This is a genomic window from Pseudoduganella sp. R-32 (assembly GCF_049913245.1).
Classification (GTDB): Bacteria; Pseudomonadota; Gammaproteobacteria; order Burkholderiales; family Burkholderiaceae_D; genus Rugamonas.
In genome coordinates, this window is the sequence record NZ_CP183987.1 from 3,341,465 (window position 1) to 3,362,294 (window position 20,830).

General features: G+C 62.1%; 23 protein-coding genes. 12 read left to right on the forward strand and 11 right to left on the reverse strand.

The annotated features are described in order from the left end of the window. The first annotated feature begins 98 nt into the window (after positions 1 to 98). A complete protein-coding gene (gene sugE, locus ACN9MU_RS15395) occupies positions 99 to 419 on the forward strand; it encodes a quaternary ammonium compound efflux SMR transporter SugE (protein ID WP_426337588.1) in 321 nt (106 codons plus the stop codon). Here sugE and ACN9MU_RS15400 read toward each other — a convergent pair. Together ACN9MU_RS15400 and ACN9MU_RS15405 are read right to left on the reverse strand one after the other, a co-directional pair. Further along, positions 416 to 1,204 carry a substrate-binding periplasmic protein gene (locus ACN9MU_RS15400; RefSeq protein ID WP_426337589.1) on the reverse strand — a complete coding sequence of 263 codons (789 nt, stop codon included), beginning with the start codon at positions 1,202 to 1,204 and terminating at the stop codon, positions 416 to 418. The genes sugE and ACN9MU_RS15400 overlap by 4 nt on opposite strands. Positions 1,205 to 1,243: 39 nt before the next feature. Then, complete coding sequence (locus ACN9MU_RS15405) at positions 1,244 to 2,188, reverse strand: succinylglutamate desuccinylase (protein ID WP_426171832.1); 945 nt, start codon at positions 2,186 to 2,188, stop codon at positions 1,244 to 1,246. Positions 2,189 to 2,267: 79 nt separating this feature from the next. Here ACN9MU_RS15405 and ACN9MU_RS15410 point away from each other — a divergent pair, with 79 nt between their 5' ends. Then, positions 2,268 to 3,458, forward strand: a complete 1,191-nt coding sequence (locus tag ACN9MU_RS15410; RefSeq protein ID WP_426344832.1) for an acyltransferase family protein — start codon at positions 2,268 to 2,270, stop codon at positions 3,456 to 3,458. Here ACN9MU_RS15410 and ACN9MU_RS15415 read toward each other — a convergent pair. Next, positions 3,402 to 4,487, reverse strand: coding sequence for an RNA-guided endonuclease InsQ/TnpB family protein (locus tag ACN9MU_RS15415; RefSeq protein WP_426344888.1), 1,086 nt, complete (start codon positions 4,485 to 4,487; stop codon positions 3,402 to 3,404). The two genes, ACN9MU_RS15410 and ACN9MU_RS15415, sit on opposite strands and share 57 nt — an antisense overlap. Before the next feature lie 107 nt (positions 4,488 to 4,594). On the opposite strand from ACN9MU_RS15415, the gene ACN9MU_RS15420 reads away from it, so the two are divergent. Further along, positions 4,595 to 5,293 (forward strand): hypothetical protein, encoded by a 699-nt coding sequence (locus ACN9MU_RS15420; protein ID WP_426323448.1) that lies wholly within the window; start codon positions 4,595 to 4,597, stop codon positions 5,291 to 5,293. A gap of 1 nt (position 5,294) precedes the next feature. Here the strand turns inward: ACN9MU_RS15420 and ACN9MU_RS15425 are convergent, their stop codons facing one another. The 3 genes from ACN9MU_RS15425 to ACN9MU_RS15435 are packed head-to-tail and all read right to left on the reverse strand — an operon-like array spanning position 5,295 to position 7,273. After that, the gene (locus ACN9MU_RS15425) at positions 5,295 to 5,771 is read right to left on the reverse strand and encodes a hypothetical protein (RefSeq protein ID WP_426344833.1); all 477 of its coding nucleotides are present in this window, start codon (positions 5,769 to 5,771) and stop codon (positions 5,295 to 5,297) included. Between the two features lie 14 nt (positions 5,772 to 5,785). Then, positions 5,786 to 6,655, reverse strand: coding sequence for a pirin family protein (locus ACN9MU_RS15430; protein WP_426323452.1), 870 nt, complete (start codon positions 6,653 to 6,655; stop codon positions 5,786 to 5,788). 18 nt (positions 6,656 to 6,673) lie between these two features. Beyond that, a complete protein-coding gene (locus ACN9MU_RS15435; RefSeq protein ID WP_426323454.1) occupies positions 6,674 to 7,273 on the reverse strand; it encodes an FMN-dependent NADH-azoreductase in 600 nt (199 codons plus the stop codon). 115 nt (positions 7,274 to 7,388) lie between these two features. Here ACN9MU_RS15435 and ACN9MU_RS15440 point away from each other — a divergent pair, with 115 nt between their 5' ends. The 3 genes from ACN9MU_RS15440 (at position 7,389) to ACN9MU_RS15450 (ending at position 10,311) form a co-directional block, all read left to right on the forward strand. Then, positions 7,389 to 8,288, forward strand: coding sequence for a LysR family transcriptional regulator (locus ACN9MU_RS15440; RefSeq protein ID WP_426323456.1), 900 nt, complete (start codon positions 7,389 to 7,391; stop codon positions 8,286 to 8,288). A gap of 68 nt (positions 8,289 to 8,356) precedes the next feature. Beyond that, positions 8,357 to 8,812, forward strand: a complete 456-nt coding sequence (locus tag ACN9MU_RS15445; protein ID WP_426323458.1) for a DUF1579 family protein — start codon at positions 8,357 to 8,359, stop codon at positions 8,810 to 8,812. Between the two features lie 92 nt (positions 8,813 to 8,904). Beyond that, on the forward strand, positions 8,905 to 10,311 hold the full coding sequence (locus ACN9MU_RS15450; protein WP_426323460.1) for a hypothetical protein: 1,407 nt from the start codon (positions 8,905 to 8,907) through the stop codon (positions 10,309 to 10,311). A gap of 28 nt (positions 10,312 to 10,339) precedes the next feature. Here the strand turns inward: ACN9MU_RS15450 and asd are convergent, their stop codons facing one another. Then, positions 10,340 to 11,191: an archaetidylserine decarboxylase gene (asd, locus tag ACN9MU_RS15455; RefSeq protein WP_426344834.1), complete on the reverse strand. Its 852-nt coding sequence runs from the start codon at positions 11,189 to 11,191 to the stop codon at positions 10,340 to 10,342. 93 nt (positions 11,192 to 11,284) lie between these two features. On the opposite strand from asd, the gene ACN9MU_RS15460 reads away from it, so the two are divergent. The 5 genes from ACN9MU_RS15460 to ACN9MU_RS15480 all read left to right on the forward strand — a co-directional run bounded on the left by ACN9MU_RS15460 (position 11,285) and on the right by ACN9MU_RS15480 (position 16,594). Beyond that, the gene (locus ACN9MU_RS15460) at positions 11,285 to 13,423 is read left to right on the forward strand and encodes a TonB-dependent receptor plug domain-containing protein (RefSeq protein WP_426323464.1); all 2,139 of its coding nucleotides are present in this window, start codon (positions 11,285 to 11,287) and stop codon (positions 13,421 to 13,423) included. Between the two features lie 192 nt (positions 13,424 to 13,615). Continuing rightward, complete coding sequence (locus tag ACN9MU_RS15465; RefSeq protein ID WP_426171848.1) at positions 13,616 to 13,909, forward strand: H-NS family nucleoid-associated regulatory protein; 294 nt, start codon at positions 13,616 to 13,618, stop codon at positions 13,907 to 13,909. Positions 13,910 to 13,970: 61 nt separating this feature from the next. Then, on the forward strand, positions 13,971 to 15,257 hold the full coding sequence (locus ACN9MU_RS15470) for an amidohydrolase family protein (RefSeq protein ID WP_426337595.1): 1,287 nt from the start codon (positions 13,971 to 13,973) through the stop codon (positions 15,255 to 15,257). Positions 15,258 to 15,263: 6 nt separating this feature from the next. Further along, complete coding sequence (locus tag ACN9MU_RS15475; protein ID WP_426171852.1) at positions 15,264 to 15,878, forward strand: LON peptidase substrate-binding domain-containing protein; 615 nt, start codon at positions 15,264 to 15,266, stop codon at positions 15,876 to 15,878. A gap of 50 nt (positions 15,879 to 15,928) precedes the next feature. Further along, positions 15,929 to 16,594, forward strand: coding sequence for an FMN-binding negative transcriptional regulator (locus tag ACN9MU_RS15480; protein ID WP_426171854.1), 666 nt, complete (start codon positions 15,929 to 15,931; stop codon positions 16,592 to 16,594). On the opposite strand, the gene ACN9MU_RS15485 is transcribed toward ACN9MU_RS15480, so the two are convergent. Beyond that, positions 16,581 to 17,534: a DMT family transporter gene (locus ACN9MU_RS15485; protein ID WP_426337596.1), complete on the reverse strand. Its 954-nt coding sequence runs from the start codon at positions 17,532 to 17,534 to the stop codon at positions 16,581 to 16,583. The genes ACN9MU_RS15480 and ACN9MU_RS15485 overlap by 14 nt on opposite strands. Positions 17,535 to 17,595: 61 nt before the next feature. Between ACN9MU_RS15485 and ACN9MU_RS15490 the strand changes: the two genes are divergently transcribed. Further along, positions 17,596 to 18,927: an erythromycin esterase family protein gene (locus ACN9MU_RS15490; protein WP_426344835.1), complete on the forward strand. Its 1,332-nt coding sequence runs from the start codon at positions 17,596 to 17,598 to the stop codon at positions 18,925 to 18,927. On the opposite strand, the gene ACN9MU_RS15495 is transcribed toward ACN9MU_RS15490, so the two are convergent. The 3 genes from ACN9MU_RS15495 to ACN9MU_RS15505 form a co-directional block, all read right to left on the reverse strand. After that, on the reverse strand, positions 18,874 to 19,176 hold the full coding sequence (locus tag ACN9MU_RS15495; protein WP_426344836.1) for a DUF1294 domain-containing protein: 303 nt from the start codon (positions 19,174 to 19,176) through the stop codon (positions 18,874 to 18,876). The genes ACN9MU_RS15490 and ACN9MU_RS15495 overlap by 54 nt on opposite strands. Further along, a complete protein-coding gene (trpS, locus tag ACN9MU_RS15500; protein WP_426323478.1) occupies positions 19,176 to 20,195 on the reverse strand; it encodes a tryptophan--tRNA ligase in 1,020 nt (339 codons plus the stop codon). The genes ACN9MU_RS15495 and trpS overlap by 1 nt, the downstream gene beginning before the upstream one ends. Before the next feature lie 196 nt (positions 20,196 to 20,391). Further along, the gene (locus tag ACN9MU_RS15505) at positions 20,392 to 20,805 is read right to left on the reverse strand and encodes a YXWGXW repeat-containing protein (RefSeq protein WP_426323480.1); all 414 of its coding nucleotides are present in this window, start codon (positions 20,803 to 20,805) and stop codon (positions 20,392 to 20,394) included. Between the last annotated feature and the right edge of the window lie 25 nt (positions 20,806 to 20,830).

The window sequence follows — 20,830 nt, forward strand, 5'->3', positions numbered from 1 at the left end:
CCCAATGATATACTGTCGGCCTTCTCCCGCGGGGACGACCTCGCCGCAAGACCAGGGAGCCAGGCGGGGACGACCCCGTCATGACTTGGGAGAACATCATGCACTGGATCGTCCTGTTACTCGCCGGCCTGCTGGAAGTCGTCTGGGCCGTCGGACTCAAATACACCGAAGGTTTCACCAGGCTGGTGCCGAGCGCCGTGACGCTGGCCGCCATGGCCGGCAGCGTGATCCTGCTTGGGCTGGCGCTGCGTTCACTGCCGCTGGGAACCGCCTACGCCATCTGGACCGGCATCGGTACCGTGGGCACCGTCATCTGGGGCATCATGATGCTGGACGAGCCGGCCAGCTTGGTGCGGCTGGTGTGCATCGCCATGATCGTGCTGGGCATTGCCGGGCTGAAAATCCTGTCGCCGCATTAATCGTTGCGCGGGCCGACGCCCGACTCATCCGACCAGCGCGCATAAATGCGTGCCAGTTCGCCGCTGTCGCTGAGCTTTTTGACTGCCGCCGCCAGCAGCGGCGCCGCCTGTGGGGGCGCCTTCTTGCTCAACCACAAGAACATAGAGTCCTCTTTCAGCACGGCTGGCATCAGCTTGATCCTGTCCTGCAGTTTTTGCTCGCGTATCAGCCAGTGCAAGGTCAACTCGTTCATATAGAAATAGCGCCCATGGCCGGCCAGGATCTTGCGCAGGTTGGTCACGTTGCTGCCGGTGCTGTCGTCGACCGTGATGCCGAGCGCGCGCAACTGGTCGATATAGGCCGCGCCGCGCGAAGTGGTGACCAGCGGCTTCAGGCGAGCAAGGTCGTCCAGCGAATTGATTTCGGCTGTGTCGTCGGCGGCAGCGGCCAGGCGCTGGCGCGAAACGTACAAGGGTTGCGGAATGGCGATGGCGATATGGCGGCGCAATGGGGTGGAGACCAGGGCGCAGGCAATTTCGGCGTTGCCGAGGCGCAGGTTCTGTTCGATCACCAGGACCGAACGGATGTCGTCCAGTCCCGTGAAACGAAGGCGCGGTTCAACGCGGGAGATGGCGGCAAGGATGTCGGGGCAGACCCCGGTCGAAGCGCGCCCGTCCTGCTGGATCCATTTTGGCGGCAGGCTTTCCTGGCCGGTGACGCGCAGTACAAATTCAGTGGCGACTGCCGCTATGGGGAGGGTCGCGAACAGGAGCGTGCCAAGCGCGGTAAGCGGGAATATATTCATCTTGTTACCCCCTTACCGCGATTTTAAAGCTAATGGCTATCAGACAAAAGAGTCACTCACTTTGGCGAGGTAGAACCATTCGGCATTCGGCTTGGCATTGACGTCCGGGAACAACATATAGGCGTCAAACGGCGCCAGCACGGCGCTGCCATCGGCGCGGCGGCCGATTTCGTCACCGGCTTGCAGGCGGTCGAAGCTGGACCAGGTGCGGCTGAAGGCATCGCCGGTGTCCAGCTTGTCGTGCACCTCCACCATCGACAGGTATTCCATGTCTTCCAGTGCGATCGGCTGCGGCTTTGGCGCCTCGATCAGGCCAAAGTGGGCCAGCACGTTCATGATGGCGCGGTAGGCGACATCCGGCGCTTGCGGGTCGAAGTGTTGGCCGCATTCCAGGGTCAGGGCCATGCCGCCGGTGCTGCGCATGTACTCGGTGGTGCCGACACCGTATTTCAGGACGGTCTGCACTTCACTGTCGTCGCGCAGGCGGCGCTGCACGCCGGCGCCGTAGGTGGCCATCCAGCCGTCGACGAAGCGCTTGACGCCGAGGATGCGGGCCATGGCGCGTTCTTCGGCTTCGTGTCCGAACGGTTGCAGGGTGCCGTCGTTGTTGCGCGGGCCGACCATGACGAAAGGCTGGCTCTGGGCGTTGAAGGAATGCAAGTCCAGCAGGATTTCGTGCTGGCCGAGCAGGGGGCACAGCCAGTTGGCGATATGGTCCTCGAAGTCTTGCGGATTTTCGGTCGGGAACAGGTTCCGGTTCAGGTTACGGTCGCCGGAACGCTGGCCTTTCTGGTACGCCAGCGGATTGGTGACCGGCACGAAGGTCACGCTGCCGTTCAGGATGTGAAGTTCGCCTTTGTCCAGTTGATCCATCACGCGCAGGATGCCTTTGGTGCCGCAGGTTTCGTTGCCGTGCACGGCGCCAGTGATGATCAGGCGGCGGCCCTTGCCCTGGCCGGTGTAATTGACAGATTTAAAATGCATTTTGCTGGCGTCGGTCATGCTGTTCCTTTAAGGCTTGGCGAATAAGTGGCCAATATTCTAGCTCAGGTAGAATTCGCGCATGAATCGACTCTCCCGCGTCCATGGCCTGGACACTCTGCGCGCGCTGGCCATCATGCTGGTGTTTGCCAACCACTATATGGGCTTCGTCAGTCACGAGCCGACCTTTGGCTGGTTCAGCGAAATCGGCTGGGCCGGCGTGGACTTGTTCTTTGCGCTTTCCGGTTACCTGATTGGACACCAGGTGTTTTCCGCCTTGCGCGGGCCTGCCCTGTCGCTGCCGCATTTTTATGCGCGCCGCTTGTTGCGCACCTTGCCGGCCTACCTGGCAGTGCTGGCGCTGTATGCCTGGTGGCCGTATTGGGCCGGCAACCTGCCGCATGCGCCGTGGTGGAAGTACCTGACCTTTACCCTGAATATCAATCTCAAGCCGGGGACGCTGTTCTCGCACGCGTGGTCCTTGTGCGTGGAGGAGCAGTTCTACCTGTTGCTGCCGCCTGTCGTGCTGGCCATTGCCGCCATCACGCGAGTACGCCGCGCAGGCGGCCTCGCGCTGGTGCTGGGCTGGGCGGCGCTGCTGTCCGCCATTGCAGCCGGCATGTGGCTGCGCGACAGCTGGTGGCAGCCGGCGATGGACCTCGGTGAGCGTGGCAGCCGCAGCTACTACACCCTGATCTACTACTCCACGCTGGCGCGTTTCGATGAACTGCTGGCCGGCGTCGCCCTGGCCATGCTGCGCAACTTCCATCCGAAGGCATGGCAGCGCCTGACCAGTCATGGGAACTGGATGCTGGCTGCTGGCGCATTTTTGACAGCACTGGCGTTCTGGCTGTTCCTTGAGCACCATTTCAGCTGGGGCATGTCGGTCTTCGGCTATCCTCTGTTGGGCGTGGCGTTCGCCGCTTTGCTGCTGGCCGCACTCAGCGAGGGCTCGCTGCTGCACCGCACCCGGATTCCCGGCATGGGCGTGATCGCGCTGTGGTCTTACTCGATCTACCTGACGCACAAACAGGTTTGCATCCTGCTGGCCGACCACTGGGAACCGGTTGACCTGGACTCGATCGCCGTCATGATCGCCGCCAGCATTTTTGCCGGATGGCTGCTATATTTTGCGGTCGAAGCGCCATTCATGAGCCTGCGCGAGCGCTTCATTCCGAACAACTTCAGACGGAGAACGATTGACGTCCCCTCCGCCCTAAAGGACGGGGATTCCTGCTTCCAGCGTCGCACGTCCGCGACGGAGAATGTTTAACGCAGCATTACGATCACGATCATGTACTACACCGCATTCGCTGCATTCCCACTCTCTTATTCCAAGGCCTGCGATACCCTTCGGCCTCGAATCGGGCAGTGCACCACAATTCGAGCAGGTCTGGGTGGTAAAGCGTTCGTCCACTTCCACGTACCGCGCGCCATGCCTCATGGCCTTGTACGCCAGCATCCTGCGGAAGGACGACCAGCCTGCATCAAGCACGGACTTCGCCAGGCTGGTTTGGGCGAGTCCGCTGGCATTGACATTGCCAACAGCGATATGGTCGAAAGCGCGAGCAAGCTCCGCCGACCTGTTATGCAAGAAGTCCAGCCGACGCCGCGCAGTACGCGCCTGGATGGCTTTGATGCGGCGCCGCTTGTGGGCTCGCTGCGCAACCGCCAGCGCCGCTTCAGCATTGCGGTAAAAGCCCGGCGCCGGAATTTTTTCTCCCTCGGACGGGGTGGCGAGATCCTTCAAGCCAAGATCGATACCGACACCGTGGTCAAGTGGACGAACCGGCGGCTCGGCCACCTCGATCACGATATTGAGGAACCAGTTGCCGCGGCTGGCAAAGCTTTTCACGGGGCCCGAATTGCTGCGCAATTCGTCTTGCGCAAAGCAACTGCCGTCCTTGATCTTCCCTTCAGGAAGGGGGCGAGAGTAAAACACGCGGAAAGTATTACCTGCAAAGCGAAACGCGTTGCCTTCCCGGTGCAGGTCACGTCCTTTGAGCGGAACCCAGCCCAAGGACCTTCGGCCGCGGTAACGCAAATACGGCCGGCGGTGTTGGGCACGCGAATTGGCAAATTGTTCGCATACGGCATTGATCACACCAGAATGCAGCTCCAATTCTTTGCTGCTGCCGGTAGTCAGCTTGTTCAAGTCGAAGCCGGTCAGCCAAGGGCGCTCAAATCGCAAGGCATCTTTCTGCCGATCATTGCAGTAGTTCCAGACGAAATTCACCTTACGGGCTTGCAGATCAAGCAGCCCGTTTTTCGATTTCACACGGAAACGGTAGACGAGAAGTATGCTGTAAGTTTATACAGTATTTCAAAAATCTCAAGGAGAACGGCAGCTTTGCGGCCAGCTCCTTTCACTCCCCGCCCTGAAGGACGGGGTTTCTCGGAGCAAATCTGATGAAGCACCTGTTGGCAACGTCCCTGTTACTCCTTAGCGCAAGCGCGTTCGCACAACCCGCCGCCGGGCCATTCGCCCGTATGGTAGTGATCCAGCCGAAGCCGGGCCAAAGCGCGGCCTTCGAGCAGGGCTACCAGCGCCATCTCGAATGGCACAAGGGCGCCAACGACCGCTGGACCTGGTACGGCTGGTCGTTCGTGCTGGGCGACCGGCTCGGCATGTTCATGGATGGCACTTTCGGCCATGCCGCCGCCAACTTCGACGCCGCCGTGCAGCCGGCAGGCGACGCGGCCGACAACGCGGCCAACGTCGTGCCGCACGCCGATTTCCTGAGTCATGGCGTGTTCCGCCGGCTGGAGTCGGCCAGTGTAGGCCAGCCCTTGCCCGATGCATCGCCGTTTCTCGCGATGGCGACCTACACTATCGCGCCGGGTGAGGAGACGGCGTTCGAACGCCAGCTGGTGGCCGGCGCCTCGGCGCCCGCAAACACCGGCCGCGCGGCGCCCAGGTTCACCTGGTACCGCCTGCAAGTCGGCGGCGCCGGCGGCCAGTATGTCCTGATGCGCGCCGTGCCAAGCTTTGGCGCAGCCGCAGAGCTGCCGGAGGTATTGCCGGCAGGGGCGAAGGCGCTGGTGCGAGGCGTCCGAACCGAATTGCTGCGCTACCGCGCCGACATGAGCTATATCCCTAAAGACTAAGCTAGCTGCGCATCTCGATGACGTTGTCGTTCTGGGCGTCCGTCAGGAAGGCAAACAGCGCACGGACGCGGGCAGGGGCTTCGTAGCCTTCGGTCGCTTCGATGGCGCGGCGCATGCCCGGCACCGCTTCGCTGATATGGGGGCTGCCGTAAGCGCATATCAACAGCGCGGCGAGTTGCGCCGCTTCGCGCTCGTGGTTCTGGCGCAGGCGGCGCTCGATCACCTCGACCAGCACGCGCTGCATGCGTGGCGTCGGGTTTTCGATATGGGCAAACACCAGGGGCGTATTGGCGATCGCTTCGCATATGCGGCGTTCGATGTCGTCGGCCTTGGTGTCGGAGGGGATGTCGAAATACGCGCCCGCCCACCGTGTACGGGCGTACTGGTGGCCGGGCGGGAAGGAGTCGGCGGTGTCGAAGCCGAGCGCGTGGCCCAGCTTCTTCAACCAATCAAGGATGGCGGAGCTCATGGCGGCCATTGTACCGCCACTGCTTACACTGCGTGCGCTTCCTCGCCGAGACGGCCGGCGCGGAAATCTTCGACGGCCTGGAAAATCTCCGCCTGCGAGTTCATCACGAAGGGGCCGTACTGCACGATCGGCTCATTCAGCGGCTTGCCCGACAACAGGATGAAGCGACTGTCCGGGCCAGCCGTGATGGTCACGCCATCGGCGCCTGCATTATTGGCCAGGATCGCCATGCTCTGCGCAGGAACCGCCTTGCCATCCACCGTCACCTCGCCGCGGTAGGTGTAGATAAAGGCGTTATGGCCTGCGCGGATCGCCTGGCTGAATGCTTCGCCGGCCGGCAATTCCACGTCGATATACAGCGGTTCCGTCACTTCGCGTTGCACGGCGCCTTTCACGCCCTGGCTTTCGCCGGCGATGATGCGCACCGTGGCGCCGTTTTCAGTCTTCGCCACCGGGATTTCACCGGCTTCGAAGTCCTTGTACCAGGGCTGCTGCATCTTGTCCTTGGCAGGCAGGTTAAGCCACAGCTGGAATCCTTCCATCAAGCCTTCGGCCTGTTCCGGCATTTCGGAGTGGATCACGCCACGCCCGGCGGTCATCCACTGGACGCCGCCACTGGCCAGCAAACCTTCATTGCCGGCGCTGTCGCGGTGCCGCATGCGGCCGGTCAGCATATAGGTGACCGTTTCAAAGCCGCGGTGGGGGTGGTCGGGGAAGCCGGCGATGTAATCGTTGGCTTGCTCCGAACCGAAATTGTCCAGCATCAGGAACGGGTCCAGGCGACGCTGCAGTGGCTGGGTCAACACGCGGTTGATTTTCACGCCAGCGCCATCCATCACGGCCTGGCCGCGGATAATCCGTTCCACTGTGCGGGTTTGTGCGATGTTGTCCATTTTCTTTTCCTTTGTTGGTTAAGCCAGCAGTTCTGCAACGCGGGCATCGGCAGCGGCTTGCTGTTGGCCGGCCACTTCCGCGCCGTAGGCCTGGCCTTCGATGAACACATATTCCACGTCAGTCAGGCCGATAAAAGCCAGGAACATCTTCAGGTGCGGGAACTGGGTGTCAGTCGGCGCATCTTTGTGCATGCCGCCGCGCGAGGTGGCGACATAGACTTTTTTACCTTGCAGCAGGCCGACCGGGCCGTTCTCGCTGTACTTGAAGGTAACGCCGGCACGGGCAATCGCGTCGAACCACGATTTGAGCTGCACGGTGATGCCAAAGTTGTACATCGGAGCGCCGATCACGATAGCGTCGGCACGTTGCACCTGGGCGATCAGGGCGTCATCCAGGGCGACGCGGGCGGCTTGTTCCGGAGTGCGTTTGTCGGCTGGGGTGAACAGGGCCTGCAGGGTTGGCTCGTCCAGCACAGGGTGCGGGTTGGCTGCCAGGTCGCGCACTTCCACGGTGGCGCCAGGGTTGGTCGCCAGCAGTTTGTTGACGATATTGGTCGCTACGCGGGTGGATTCGGAACCGGAGCTTTTTGCGCTGGAGTTGATTTGCAGGATGTTCATGGTTTGCTTCCTTTCGAGTATTTGGTTTGTTGCTGCGATGGAGTAACTATAGTGGTTCCAAATATGATCCAGAAGCCGTTAAAATGGATAACATCGTGCCATCAGTGGAACAATCATGAGCGATATCGACCCCAGCGACCTGCTGTTATTTGCCCGAATCGTGGAATTTGGCAGCCTGAGCCAGGTTTCCGAACGGCTGCAATTGCCCAAATCGACGGTTTCCCGCCGCCTGACCCAGCTCGAGGCCACGCTGGGCGAACGGCTGTTGACGCGGACCACCCGCAAGCTGGTGTTGACCGAATTCGGCGCCAGCCTGCTGGAACACGCGCGCCGGGTCGCGGAGGAGACCGAAGCCGCCGGCGCCCTGGCCCAGCATCGCCAGCAGGCGCCCAGCGGCTTGCTGCGGGTGTCAATGCCGGCGGACTTTGCCAACGTCCACCTAGCGCGGATGCTGCCGGCCTTCATGGCCAAGCACCCGGCAATTACCCTGGAACTGGACCTGTCGCCGCGCCGCGTGGACCTGGTGGCGGAAAATTTCGACATCGCGATCCGCATGGGCGCCTTGCCTGACGATGCCACGCTGGCGGCACGCAAGGTGCTGATATCGACCTGGGGCCTGTACGCTGCGCCTTCCTATACGGTGGTGCACGGCCTGCCGGAGCATCCGGACGACCTGTTCAAGCACGAATTGCTAAGCCTGCGGCGCATGCCAAATGGCCTGGTGCGCTGGCCGCTCTCGCGCGGCAAGACCACCTGGGAGCGCGACCTGCCGGTGCGGCTGATGGCAAACTCGCCGGAGCTGCTGACACGCATGGCTGCCACCGGCATGGGCATTGCCACCTGCACCACGCAATTCGCAGCCCCGCTGGTGGCGCGCGGCGAACTGGTGCGCGTGCTGCCCGACTGGTGCTTTGCGCCCGTCACAGGCTGGGCGGTATTCCCCGGCCGCCGCCTGATGCCCGCCAAGACTCGCGCATTCCTTGATATGCTCGAGACCAACTTTAAGGAGAGTTAAGTGTAGAAATCGTGGCCTCAAGTGCTCAGATGCGATGAATTGTTTTCTCTCGGGATCAGGGAGTATCCATGAATGAACTAAAGAATCTATTGGAGCTGTTTGCCGGCGATTGGGTAGGTGAGGAAGACATTGCACCGTCCAGATGGGGGGCAGGGGGCACGGCAAACGCGTCGATTTCGGCGCGGCTGGATTTTGATGGCCGTATGCTGATCCAAGATTACAGCGCCGAGCGTGATGGCAAACCATGGTTCAAGGCGCATGCCGTGATCGCGTACGACCAGCAATCTTCTGCCTTGAGTCTCCACTGGTTCGACAGCATGGGATTCATTCCTGCTGCGCCCGCGCCAGGCCAATGGGATGGCGAGGCATTGCGATTCGAGCGTAGCTCGTCGCGTGGGCAGACGCGCCACACCTACCGACCTTCCGGCCCCGTTTCGTATGAGTTGGTACTGGAAAGCTCGTTTGACGGGGGCGCCAACTGGGTCGCTGTAATGACGGGGCGCTACTCGCGGACCAGCGGCTAAGGTAAGTTGGCGCGCGCTTTTGATGTGGATCAAGTCGTCCCGTAGACCAGGTGCCACCATGCCAGTTCATCTTCTTTACACAGGAGGCCAAGATGAAGCTGGCGATGATTCCCGTAACCTTGCCTGGCGGTGCGCGCGATACGGCGCTCACCAGTGCCTGGCTGCAGCGCGCCTGCGCGCCGGTCATCGAGTATTTTGATGACCATTCCGGTGGCAAGCAGAACCTGGAATTCACGGTATTCGATTGGCTGCCCCTCACTTTCCAGCAGTGGAGCGAGCTCCAGGAATTCCGCAACGGCGCCGTCAACGGACTGCTTGCTGCAGTCCGGCACGTGGACTTGAGCGGATACCAGCATTTTATCTATGTGGTCGACGATGGTGACGTGCGCGGCGGCTCAACTGTCGTTGAATTACAGACCTCAATTATTGGCGCACGCGACGTCTGCCCATCCCTTGTCGCGCGCGAGGTTGCGATACTGTTCGGCGCCACTGGCACCTCTCTTGAAAGACCGGAAGGTCCGGATGCCAACGGTGACCGCTTCTGCGTCATGGGAGGCGACGATTCAAAGTTCTCCTTCCATGACGCCAGCCTGGAAGATCCTGGGCAAGGAGCTGACGCTCCCCATACCCGATGCGGGCCCGGCATGTGCCTGCCGACGTTGTTGGCGACGGGTTGGATTACCCTGGAGCAGAACGGGGTCCAGGCATCGGGAAGTGTTACAGGATTGACTGGCAGTGTTGCTACTATTCGCGTCCTGGATGGAGTGACGCATACCGAAGGCGGGATAGCTGTGTGTTGCTACCTGGATGACGGCGACCGCTACCTGGTCGAATACCGTAGTCATCACTCCAAATGGGACCGCGGCACTCCTCCCTTGCCCTTGGGGTGGTTGCTCGTGCATCGGACGCCGCTTGACGGTCCCCTTGAAAGCCTATTGGTGGGGCAATTGCCTGTGACGCCTGGGCTTGCCCAAACTTTTGGAGGCCCGGAAAGCCTTTACCTGTTTGGCGCCAGCCCGCTGCGCCTTACCATCCTGGGCGCTGACGCTCAAGCCGGAACCGTTCAGATTCAGTTTGCGCGCCACAAGGCAGAGGTGCCCCAATATATTGATCCGGATCGGCAGTTCCGCCAGGAGCTGCGTTATGTGCTCTGGTCCCCAGAGTCCGGGCTGCATGTGTTTCCGGCGAGTTCGGACCTGGCAAAGGTCTTGAAGGGTGTCGCGGACTTGAAGGTGCTGCGCAGCACTTTACGTGCATCTCCGCGTCGCTACCAGGCCGGACTGTCAACGGCTTTCGAGAGCCAACAAAAGAAGGTGCAACATGCGGTTGCAGAAGTCAGCTTGCGCGACGAGTCTCCCGAGGACAGGTTGTTGTCTCGACTGGAGCGGCTCAAGGAGCGTCTCGCGCGGCATAAGGACTTCGCAGAATTCGAGCGCGACCTGGAGACACTGGAATCTCTGGCACGTTCGATCAGGCAAGCCGCTGCTATGCGGCCGTAAATTTGTGGCGCATCAAGCGCCACTTGGATTACTTGAGATTGGCCATCAGCTCGCCCAGGCGAACCGGGCCGGCAGGCTGCCAGTGCTGGTTGAAGTGCAGGGTGTCTTTCGGGAACAGCATGACAACAGTGGAGCCCAGCAGGAAGCGGCCCATTTCTTCGCCTTTTTTCAGCACGATGTCCTGGTCGGCATAAGTCCATTCGGTGACCTTGGGCAGGCGCGGCGGATTGACCAGGCCGTGCCAGACAGTGGCCATGCTGCCGACGATGGTCGCGCCCACCAGCACCATCACGAACGGGCCGAAGGCCGTTTCGAACTCGCACACCACGCGTTCATTGCGCGCGAACAGCCCCGGCACGCCGCGGGCGGTGGTCGGGTTGACCGAGAACAGTTCGCCCGGCACATAGATCATGCGTTTCAGCTTGCCGTCGCACGGCATGTGGATGCGGTGGTAGTCGCGCGGGCTGAGGTAGAGGTTGGCAAAGCTGCCGTGCTCGAAATGCTTGGCGAGCGAGGCATCGCCGCCGACCAGGGCCGTGGTGCTGAACTTGTGACCCTTGGCCTGGAAAATCTGGTCGCCTTCAATGGCGCCGAACTGGGAGATGCGGCCGTCGACCGGGCAGACGAAATCGGCCTTGGCCAGCGGGCGCACGCCCGGCTTCAGCGCGCGGGTGAAGAATTCATTGAAGCTGTGGTAGCTGGCGATATCCGGATTGGCCGCTTCGTCCATGTTGACGTCGTACTTGCCCACGAACCAGCGAATCAGTCGGGTGGTTTTGTCGCCGCCTTTGGCGCCTGCTACGCGGCCGGCGAAGTTGGTCAGGGCGCTTTTCGGGAGCAGGTATTGCGGCAATACGGCAAGTCGGGACACGGTCGGCATTCCAATGATTTGAAGATCCCGAATTATATCCTTGCTACCGCCTGCACCATAGGGTACAGTTTCGGCCAAGAATTATTTACCTTTTTTGCAATAATGAGTCGCCTGTCACTCGCAGCAGCCGCCATTCTCGCCGCTACCCAGGCCATGGCGGAGGAACAGAAGCAGGAACCTGTCCAGAAAGTCGAAATCAAGGGCGCGGCCGAAGCCTACAATCCGCGCAAGGACGACACAGCCAGCAAGATCATCGTCAGCAGCGATGAGCTGAAACGCTATGGCGACACCTCGATCGGGGATGCGCTGAAGCGGGTGCCGGGCGTGTCGGTCGGCGCCGGCGGACGCGATATTCGCATGCGCGGCCTTGGCAGCGGCTATACGCAAATCCTGCTGAATGGCGAGCGCGTGCCGCCTGGCTTCAATATCGAGACGCTGGCGCCGGACAGCATCGAGCGCATCGAAGTGATTCGCGCCGCCAGCGCGGAGTTCAGCACCCAGTCGATCGCGGGCACCATCAATATCGTACTGAAGAAGGCGGTCAAATCGGCGCAGCGTGAGTTCAAGTTCGGCGTCAGCCGCAGCAAGGAAGCGACCAACCCGAACGGAAACCTGGTCCTGTCGGACAAGGACGGCAATTTTTCCTATTCAATCAACCTGGGCGGCGGCCGCTACGAATTCGACCGCAATGGCCTTAGCCATGAAGAACTGATCGACCTGGCGGGCACGCCGCTGCTGGATCGCCGCATGCTGACGCATGACCGCGGCCATGCGCGCGGCCTGGAACTGTCGCCGCGCCTGAACTGGAACCTGGAGAATGGCGACACGCTGACTTCACAGTCCTTCATCAACCGTAATGTCTTCAAGAGCGCGATTGACCGCGACTACGACGTCGATGCGGGCGCGGCGCCATTCTTCGACGCCGTGCGGATCAAGAATGAAAACAAGAGCCTGTTCGCGCGCACGGACCTGAACTGGGTGCACAAGTTCGGCGAGGGGGCCAAGCTGGACGCCAAGATCGGGGGCCACCGCATGCGCAGCAACGGCAGCTGGTTCGAGTCCGATGCACATGGCGGTGCGCCCAAGCTGCAGCATGACGTCTTCAGCGGCGTGCGCGAATGGGGCATCAGCAGTACCGGCAAATATTCCACGCCGATCGGGGCCGAACATGCCTTGGCCGCAGGCTGGGAGGTGGGCTACACCGACCGCGACGACTGGCGCAACCAGCGCGACCTGTTCAGCCCCGATGGCCTGCGCGACGACAAGGACGAGGGCTATCAGGCTTCTCTGCGCCGCGCTGCCGCCTATGTGCAGGACGAGTGGAACATCAGCAAGGCCTGGTCGGTCTATGCCGGCTTGCGCTGGGAAGGCATACATACGCAAAGCTCTGGCGCCGGCTTCGACCCGGTCAGCAATCGCAGCAGCGTATGGAGCCCGCTGGCGCAAACCTTGTACAAGCTCCCCAACGGCAAGGACCAGTTGCGCGCCGCGCTGACCCGCACGTACAAGGCGCCGCAAGCGTCGAACCTTTCCGGGCGCCGCTTTACCTCCACGAACAACAGCCAGATCGATACCGATTGGATCGGCAATCCGAACCTGAAACCGGAGCTGGCGACGGGCATCGATGCCTCTTACGAGCATTACTGGAGCGAGGGGGCGTTGTTCAGCGTGGCCGCTGCCGCCCGCCGCATCAACAATTTCACCCGCCGCCGCGTCTTGCTCGATGAGACGGGCCGCTGGGTTTCCGCGATGACGAATAACGGCCGTGCCGACGTGCGCAGCGTGGACGTGGAACTGAAATTCCCGATGAAGGCAGTCATGGACAAGGCGCCCGCGCTCGACGTTCGCGCCAGCGTCAGCCGCAACTGGTCGCGCGTCGATTCGGTGCCGGGGCCGCACAACACGCTGGACCAGCAAGTGCCGCTGACAGCCATTTTCGGCCTCGATTACAAGACGCCCGACGGCGCCTGGAGCATGGGCGGCAGTTTCAACCTGCGTACCAATGGCGCCGTGCGCATTGAAGAAAACCGATATAGCTGGGCAACAGTAACGCGCCAACTGGATGCTTACCTGGCGTGGAAACTCGATAGCAAGACGCAGTTGCGTTTCTCTGCCTGGAATCTGCTGAAGCAGGATTACCGGTCGAAGAATATCTACATTACCGATAATGGATCGCTATCCTCGGAGCAGACCAGTTTCGGCGTGCGTAATATACGCCTGCAGCTGGAGACTCGCTTCTGAAAGTAAATGCCTGGCTTATACCGGAATTTAATAGAAATGAAATAAAGGAGCGCCGCATGTCAAATGTGTGGCGCTTTTTTTTTAATATGGTTAAATTATGTGGATAAAATCATCGTAACTATGGTACATTGCAGGGAAGAAATCTCACACATTGTCACACTTTGATTTTTCATACACTTAGGGTAAAGAAAGATGACCACTTACCAAGAATACCAAGCAAAAATTGCCGAACTGCAAAACCTGGCCGCTGATGCGCGCAAAGCAGAAGTGCAAAAGGCGAAAGAACAGATCTGGTCCATCATGCGGGAATATGACCTGTCTCCGGCTGATCTCGGTCCAGCGGCCAAGAGCAATAAGCCTGTCAAGCCGCGTGCACGCGTGCCAATGAAATACCAGGACCCGGTATCGGGTTCCCAGTGGACCGGCCGCGGCCGTGCGCCGAAATGGCTGGAAGGCAAGAAGAAGGAAGACTTCCTGATTAAATAAGCCGATCGCGGCGAGAGGGGCGGATTAATATCCGCCCCTTTTCTTTTTATACGGAGAGAATATGTCGAGCTTAGCTTTGCGGCCGCTGCTGGCCGCTTTCCTGCTTTCCTTTGCCTCATCCGTGATGGCGGCAGGGCCCGTGCTGCTGACGCCCGAGCGCGTCTGGACGGGCGAGGGAGCGGCTCGCAGCGGCTGGTCGGTGCTGGTGGCCGATGGCAAGGTGGCGGCAGCCGGCCCGACGGCCGGCATGACGATTCCCGCCGGCGCCGAGCGCGTCGACTTGCCGGGCAAGACCCTGCTGCCAGGCCTGATGGACCTGCATTCGCATGTGCTGCTGCATCCGTATAACGAGACCAGCTGGGACGACCAGGTGCTGAAGGAGCCGGAAGCGTATCGCGTGCTGCTGGCTGCGCGCCACGTGCAAGCGCAGCTCCAATCCGGTTTCACCACCTTGCGCGATCTCGGTTCGGAAGGCGCGGGCTATGCCGACGTGTCGCTCAAGCGGGCGATCGAGGAGGGCATGCTGCCCGGCCCGCGGCTATTCGTGGCCACGCTGGCGATCGTGGCCAGCAGCAGCTATGGCCCGAACGCCAGGTCCTACCGGCCCGACATGGTGCTGCCGGTCGGCGCGCAGGAGGCAACCGGCGTTGATGAAGTGGTGAAGGCGGTGCGCGAGCAATCCGCACGCGGCGCCGACTGGATCAAGGTGTACGCCGATTACCGCACCGGTCCGGATGGCTCGGCGCACGCCACTTTCAGCCAGCAGGAACTGGATGCGCTGGTGGCGGCGGCCCATGGTTCGGGGCGGCGCGTGGCGGCCCATGCGGCCACGGATGAGGGAATGCGCCGTGCAGTGCTGGCCGGCGTGGACACTATCGAGCATGGCTATGGCGGCAGTGAGGCCACCTTCAGGCTGATGGCGGAACGCAAGGTTGCCTATTTCCCGACCCTGGCTGCGCCGGAAGCGACCAGCGAGTACTTCCAGAAGCATGTGCGGGGCGGAACGCCTACGCCTTCCATGCAGGCCGCCGCGCGGGCGTTCCAGCTGGCGCGCAAGGCGGGCGTGACGGTTGGCCTGGGGAGCGACGTGGGCGTATTTGCCCACGGCGGCAGCGCGCGCGAGGCCGAATGGCTGGTCAGGCTGGGCATGACGCCGACCGAAGCGTTGCGGGCAGCGACCGTGGTCAATGCCGGGGTGCTGGACCGTGCTGGCTCGCTGGGCCAGGTAAAGCCGGGCTACCTGGCGGACCTGGTGGCAGTGGAGGGCGATCCGACCGCCGATATCACGGCCCTGTACCGTGTTGCCTTTGTGATGAAAGGCGGCATTGTCTATCGAAACGTGCGATGATGAAGTATGTCCGCGATTCCCTTATTCCCCTTGCATACGGTGCTTTATCCGGATGGGTACCTGCCGTTGCAAATCTTCGAGGTGCGCTACCTCGACATGGTGAAGCGTTGCATCGAACATAAGGAAGATTTCGGCGTCGTGGCGCTGGTGCAGGGCGATGAGGTGCGCAAGCCGGACCAGCACGAGACCCTGTGCGCGGTGGGCACCATGGCGCATATCGGGGAATGGAAGGCGATCTTGCCGGGCCTGATGCAGTTGCGCTGCAGCGGGCGGCAGCGCTTCCGCATTGTCGCCGCGGAACAGCTGAAGCACGGCCTGTGGATGGCGGATGTGGCGCCGATCGACGATGACATGTCGGTGCCGGTGCCTTCCGAGCAGCAGGATGTGGCCGACAGCCTCGGCATCCTGATCCAGACCTTGCAGGAGCGGGGCATTCCGGCCGGGCAGATGCCGATGCAGGCGCCTTATCGCCTGCAGGAAGCGGGCTGGGTGGCTAACCGCTGGTGCGAGTTGCTGCGCCTGTCGCTGGCGCAGAAGCAGCTCTTGCTGGCGCAGGAGAACCCGGTCCTGCGGCTGGAGCTGGTGCAGGATGTGATGGTTGAACATGGCCTGCTGAATTAGGCCATCGCTGGCTCTATGCGCGTTCCGGCGCCCCGCGCTACACTGGGCGCATGTACCTTCCTGCTGCTTTCGCTGAAGACCGACTTGAGGTCAAACATGGGCTGATCCGGGCGTATCCGCTTGGGATGCTGCTTATCCCTGGCGCTGTGCCGACGGCCGACCTGGTGCCGTTTGCGCTTTATCCCGATGAGGGAGAGGCGGGGCTGGGCGTGCTGCGGGCGCATATTGCGCGCGCCAATCCTGCATGGAAGGCGCTGGCTGCAGGCGGCGAGTGCCTGGTCGTGTTCCAGGGGCCAGAGGCTTATATCAGCCCTACCTGGTACGCCTCCAAGGCGACGTCGCACAAGGTGGTGCCGACCTGGAATTACGCGATGGTGCAGGTGCGGGGAAGGGCTCGGGTCGTAGAAGATCCTGCGTGGCTCGGCCAGCAGTTGCGTGCCTTGACTGCCCTGCAGGAGGGCGCCCTGCCGGAGCCCTGGGAAGTGGACGATGCGCCGCTTGATTTCATCGAAGGCTTGCTGAAGGCGATTATCGGTATCGAGATTCCCATTGCGTCCATCGAAGGGAAATGGAAAGTCAGCCAGAACCGTGGCAAGGCGGATGCCGAAGGCGTCGTCGCGGGCCTGAATTCGCGCGCCGCAGCGGCCGGCGAGGGGGCGGCGGCGATGGCCGCGCTGGTGGCGGAGCGCATCGCGCCTGGCTTCAGGCAGGACTGAGTTCTTCTTCCCGGGCGTGGACGTGCATCGACCACGTCACGCCGGCAATCAGCAGCACAATGGCGGCGACTTCCAATGGGCGCGGGAACTGCTGCTTGTAGATAAAGCCATACATCAGCGCAAACAGGGTCTCGAACAGGATCAACTGGCCGGACAGGGTAATCGGCACCCGGCGGCTGGCGACGTTCCACAAATGGTTGCCGATCACCGAGGCGCCGAGGGCCAGCAGGCTATTGCAGATCCAGAACAGCGTCCAATCGCGTCCCGAGGCCGCACCTGCGGCGCCAGTGACGTCGCCATGGAAGACCGCGAACGCCATCGCGCCCACCACCAGTGCAATCAGCCCGGTCGACAGGCCGTACAGTGCCGACCACTCCGCGCTGCTGTAATGCGGATTGCGTTTCAGGTAGCGTGCGTTATCCAGCGTGTACCAGCTCCAGCACAGCAAAGCGCCGGTCGCACAGGCGACGCCGATCACCGTATTCAGCATGGAGGCGCCGGCAGCGGCGGCGTGCTGGAACACGTCGACATTGATGCAGGCAATGCCGGCCGCCGTCACCAGCAACGGCATGGCCAGCTGGCGCAACGGCACCGCGCCATGGTCGTTGCGCCCCATCAATGTCACGGCGATCGGCAGAACGCCAATGATCAGGGAAGTCGGCGCCACCCCCGCCAGTTTGACGCCCAGCGCAAGGAACATGTAATACACCAGGTTGCCGGCCAAGGCGTGCCGCAGCAGTGCGAAATAATCATCGCGCTCCAGGCGGCCGACCAGGTTGCGCAGGCGTGGCAGCATCAGGACCAGGGCGATGGCGCCATAAGCGAGGTAGCGGCCGACCGCCATCTCGAGCGGCGTAAAGGCCGCCAGCAACTCCGGCACGATGAACACCATGCCCCACATCGCGCCTGCCAGCAGGCCGCACACCACACCAGTCCACATGCAATATTTCCCAATTTAAACCTGCGACAGTGTCGCACAGCTTGCGATATCTTGCTGAATCATGGACAAGACGTTGATCGCCGCGTTGCAGCGCGAGGCGCGGCCATTGGAAACAGCGGAGGACCTGGACTACCTGCTCGACTGCATCGGCGACGCTTCGCTGGTGCTGCTGGGCGAAGCCACCCACGGCACCCAGGAGTTCTACCGCCTGCGCGCCGACATCAGCAAACGTCTGATCGTCGACAAGGGTTTCGACGCCATCGCGGTCGAAGCCGACTGGCCGGACGCCTTGCGCGTCAGCCGCTACGTGCAGCATGGCGGCGACGACATGAGCGCCGACCAGGCGCTGTCAGGATTCAAGCGCTTTCCGCAATGGATGTGGCGCAACCATGAAATCGTGGAGCTGGTGAACTGGCTGCGGGTGCACAACCACCACGTCGCCAGTCCGGCGCGCCGTTGCGGTTTCTATGGCCTGGACTTGTACAGCCTGCAGCAGTCGATGCATGCGGTGATCGACTACCTCGACCAGGCCGACCCGGAAGCGGCGGCCCGCGCGCGCCAGCGTTACGGCTGCATCGACCACTTCGCGGAAGACCCGCAGCGCTACGGCTACGCCACCAGCTTTGGCATGAAGCCCGATTGCGAGGCCGAAGTGCTGCGCCAGCTGGTCGACATGAACCGCACGGCCAACGAACACCTGCGCACCGGCACGGTGCCGGATGAATTCTTCTACGCCCAGCAGAACGCGCGCGTGACCCGCAATGCGGAGGTGTATTACCGCGCCATGTTCAAGGGCCGCGACGAATCGTGGAATGTGCGCGATTCGCACATGGCGGAAACCCTGCAGGCACTGCGCGAGCACCTGGGCCAGAGCATCGGCCGGCCGGCACGCGTCGTGGTGTGGGCGCATAACTCGCACCTGGGCGACGCGCGCCACACCGAAATGGGCAGGCATGGCCAGTTGAACCTGGGGCAACTGGTGCGCGAGCGTTACCGGCCGCAGGACAGCTTCCTGCTTGGCTTCACCACGCATGCGGGCAGCGTGACGGCAGCCAGCGACTGGGATGGCCCGGCCGAGCTGAAATCCATCGTGCCGTCCAGGCCCGACAGCGTGGAACGCGTGCTGCACGAGGTGGGCATGCCGGCCTTCCTGTTGCCGCTGCGCGGGCGCAACAGCGCCTTGGCGCGGGCAGGCGGCCGCTTGCTGGAAAGGGCGATCGGAGTGATCTACCGGCCGGATACCGAGCGCATGAGCCACTACTTCCTGGCGGACGCGGAGCATCAGTTCGATGCGTTGATCCACATCGACCGTACCACGGCACTCAGGCCGCTGGAGCGTTCAGCTCTGTGGCGCCACGAGGAACCGGCCGAGACTTACCCATCCGGCTTGTAGCGCGACCAGGGTTGCCAGGTTCGCGATGACCGTGAGCCAGAACTTGAGCAGGAATGAGGTTTTGGAAGACTTGTGGCGCAGCAGCTGCTGCGCCGCGAGAGCGCCGGGCCAGCCGCCGGCCAGGCCAAGCAAGAGCAGCGTGCGCTCGGGCGTGCGCCGGCGGCCACGGCGGGCGGCCGACTTGTCGAGCGCATAGGCGATGAAGCAGGCCGCGCTGGCGATGGCATACAGCGCGGCGATGCACAGCATCAGAAGTAGTTCAGGCCCAGTGCGGCCTTGACTTCATCGGTGGTGCGGGCGGCAACTTCGCGCGCGCGCATGGTGCCTTCCTTCAACACCTGCATGATGTAGCCCTTGTCCTTGGCCAGTTCTTCGCGGCGGGCGCGGATCGGGGCCAGCATGTCCTGCAGCACGGCTTCCAGGCGCTTCTTGACGACGGAGTCGCCCAGGCCGCCGCGCACGTAGTGGTCCTTCATCTCCTGCAGGCTGGCCTTGTCGGTGTCGAAGGCGTCGAGGTAGATGAAGGCGACGTTGCCCTCCAGGTGGCCAGGGTCCGACACTTTCAGGTGCAGCGGGTCGGTGTAGACCATTTTCACTGCGGCGGTGATTTCGGCGGCGCTCGCACCCAGGTTGATCACGTTGCCCAGCGACTTGGACATTTTTGCCTTGCCGTCGATGCCAGGCAGGCGGCCCACTTCCGGCACCACGGCCTTGCACTCGACCAGGATGTCCTTGTTGGCCAAGCGGTTGAACTTGCGCACGATCTCGTTGGTCTGCTCGATCATCGGGATCTGGTCTTCGCCGACCGGCACGATGGTTGCCTTGAAGGCGGAGATGTCGGCAGCTTGCGAAGCAGGGTAGGTCAGGAAGCCGGCCGGAATGTCGCGTTCAAAGCCGCGCAGCACGATTTCCTGCTTTACGGTCGGGTTGCGCTCCAGGCGCGCGACGGTGACCATGTTCAGGTAATAGAAAGTCAGTTCGGCCAGCTCCGGGATTTGCGACTGGATCAGGATGGTCGACTTGGCCGGGTCGATGCCGCAAGCCATGTAGTCCAGCGCCACTTCCACCACATTACGGTGCACCTTGTTGGTGTCTTCCATATTGTCGGTCAGCGCCTGCGAGTCGGCCAGCATGATGAACTGCTGGTAGTCGTCCTGGTAGGAAACGCGGTTGCGCAGGCTGCCGACAAAGTGGCCGAGGTGCAAGGGCCCGGTCGGACGGTCGCCGGTCAGGATGATTGGTTTGGAATTGGATGCTGGCTGGCTCATAGGGTTCTTTCTCTTGCCCCTACCGATTGCGCCAAGAAAAACGCCACCTGGTCAGAGGCGGCGCTGATATTAAAATCACATCACTTTACAGTGGCCGCGCTATGTCAGCGGCGCCACCAATTGCGGGAAAACAGATGTGATTGGATAAATTTCATCCCGCAATGGTTACAGTTCAGCGCGGCCCTGTCAAGCCCGCTTAATAGCGGTTGGGGTTGTTGGGGCGCTCGTCAACCCGGTTAGGGACGCCGTCGTTGTCGCGATCGCGGTCGTAGCGGTTGGGGATGCCGTCACGGTCACGGTCGCCGCGCTCCCAGCGGCCGCGCTCCATGCGCCAGCGACCATTGTCCATCTGGGCCCAGGCCGGTTCGCGCCAGTAATAGCCGTGGCGGGCGCGCACGTATTTGCCGTTGACCCAGACGTGGCGGTGGCCGTTCCAGCGCCAATAGCCGGGCGTCCAGACAAAGCCGGCGCGGGCCGGGGGAACGACTTCATCGCGTGGTGGCGGCGGAGCAACACGTACCACGACCACATCGGCGCTGGCAGTTGGCGCCAGGGCCAGGCCGCCGCCCAGGGAACTTGCCAGAAGGGTGGCAATGAGCAATTTTTTCATGATTGGCTCCTTCCATTTCATCATA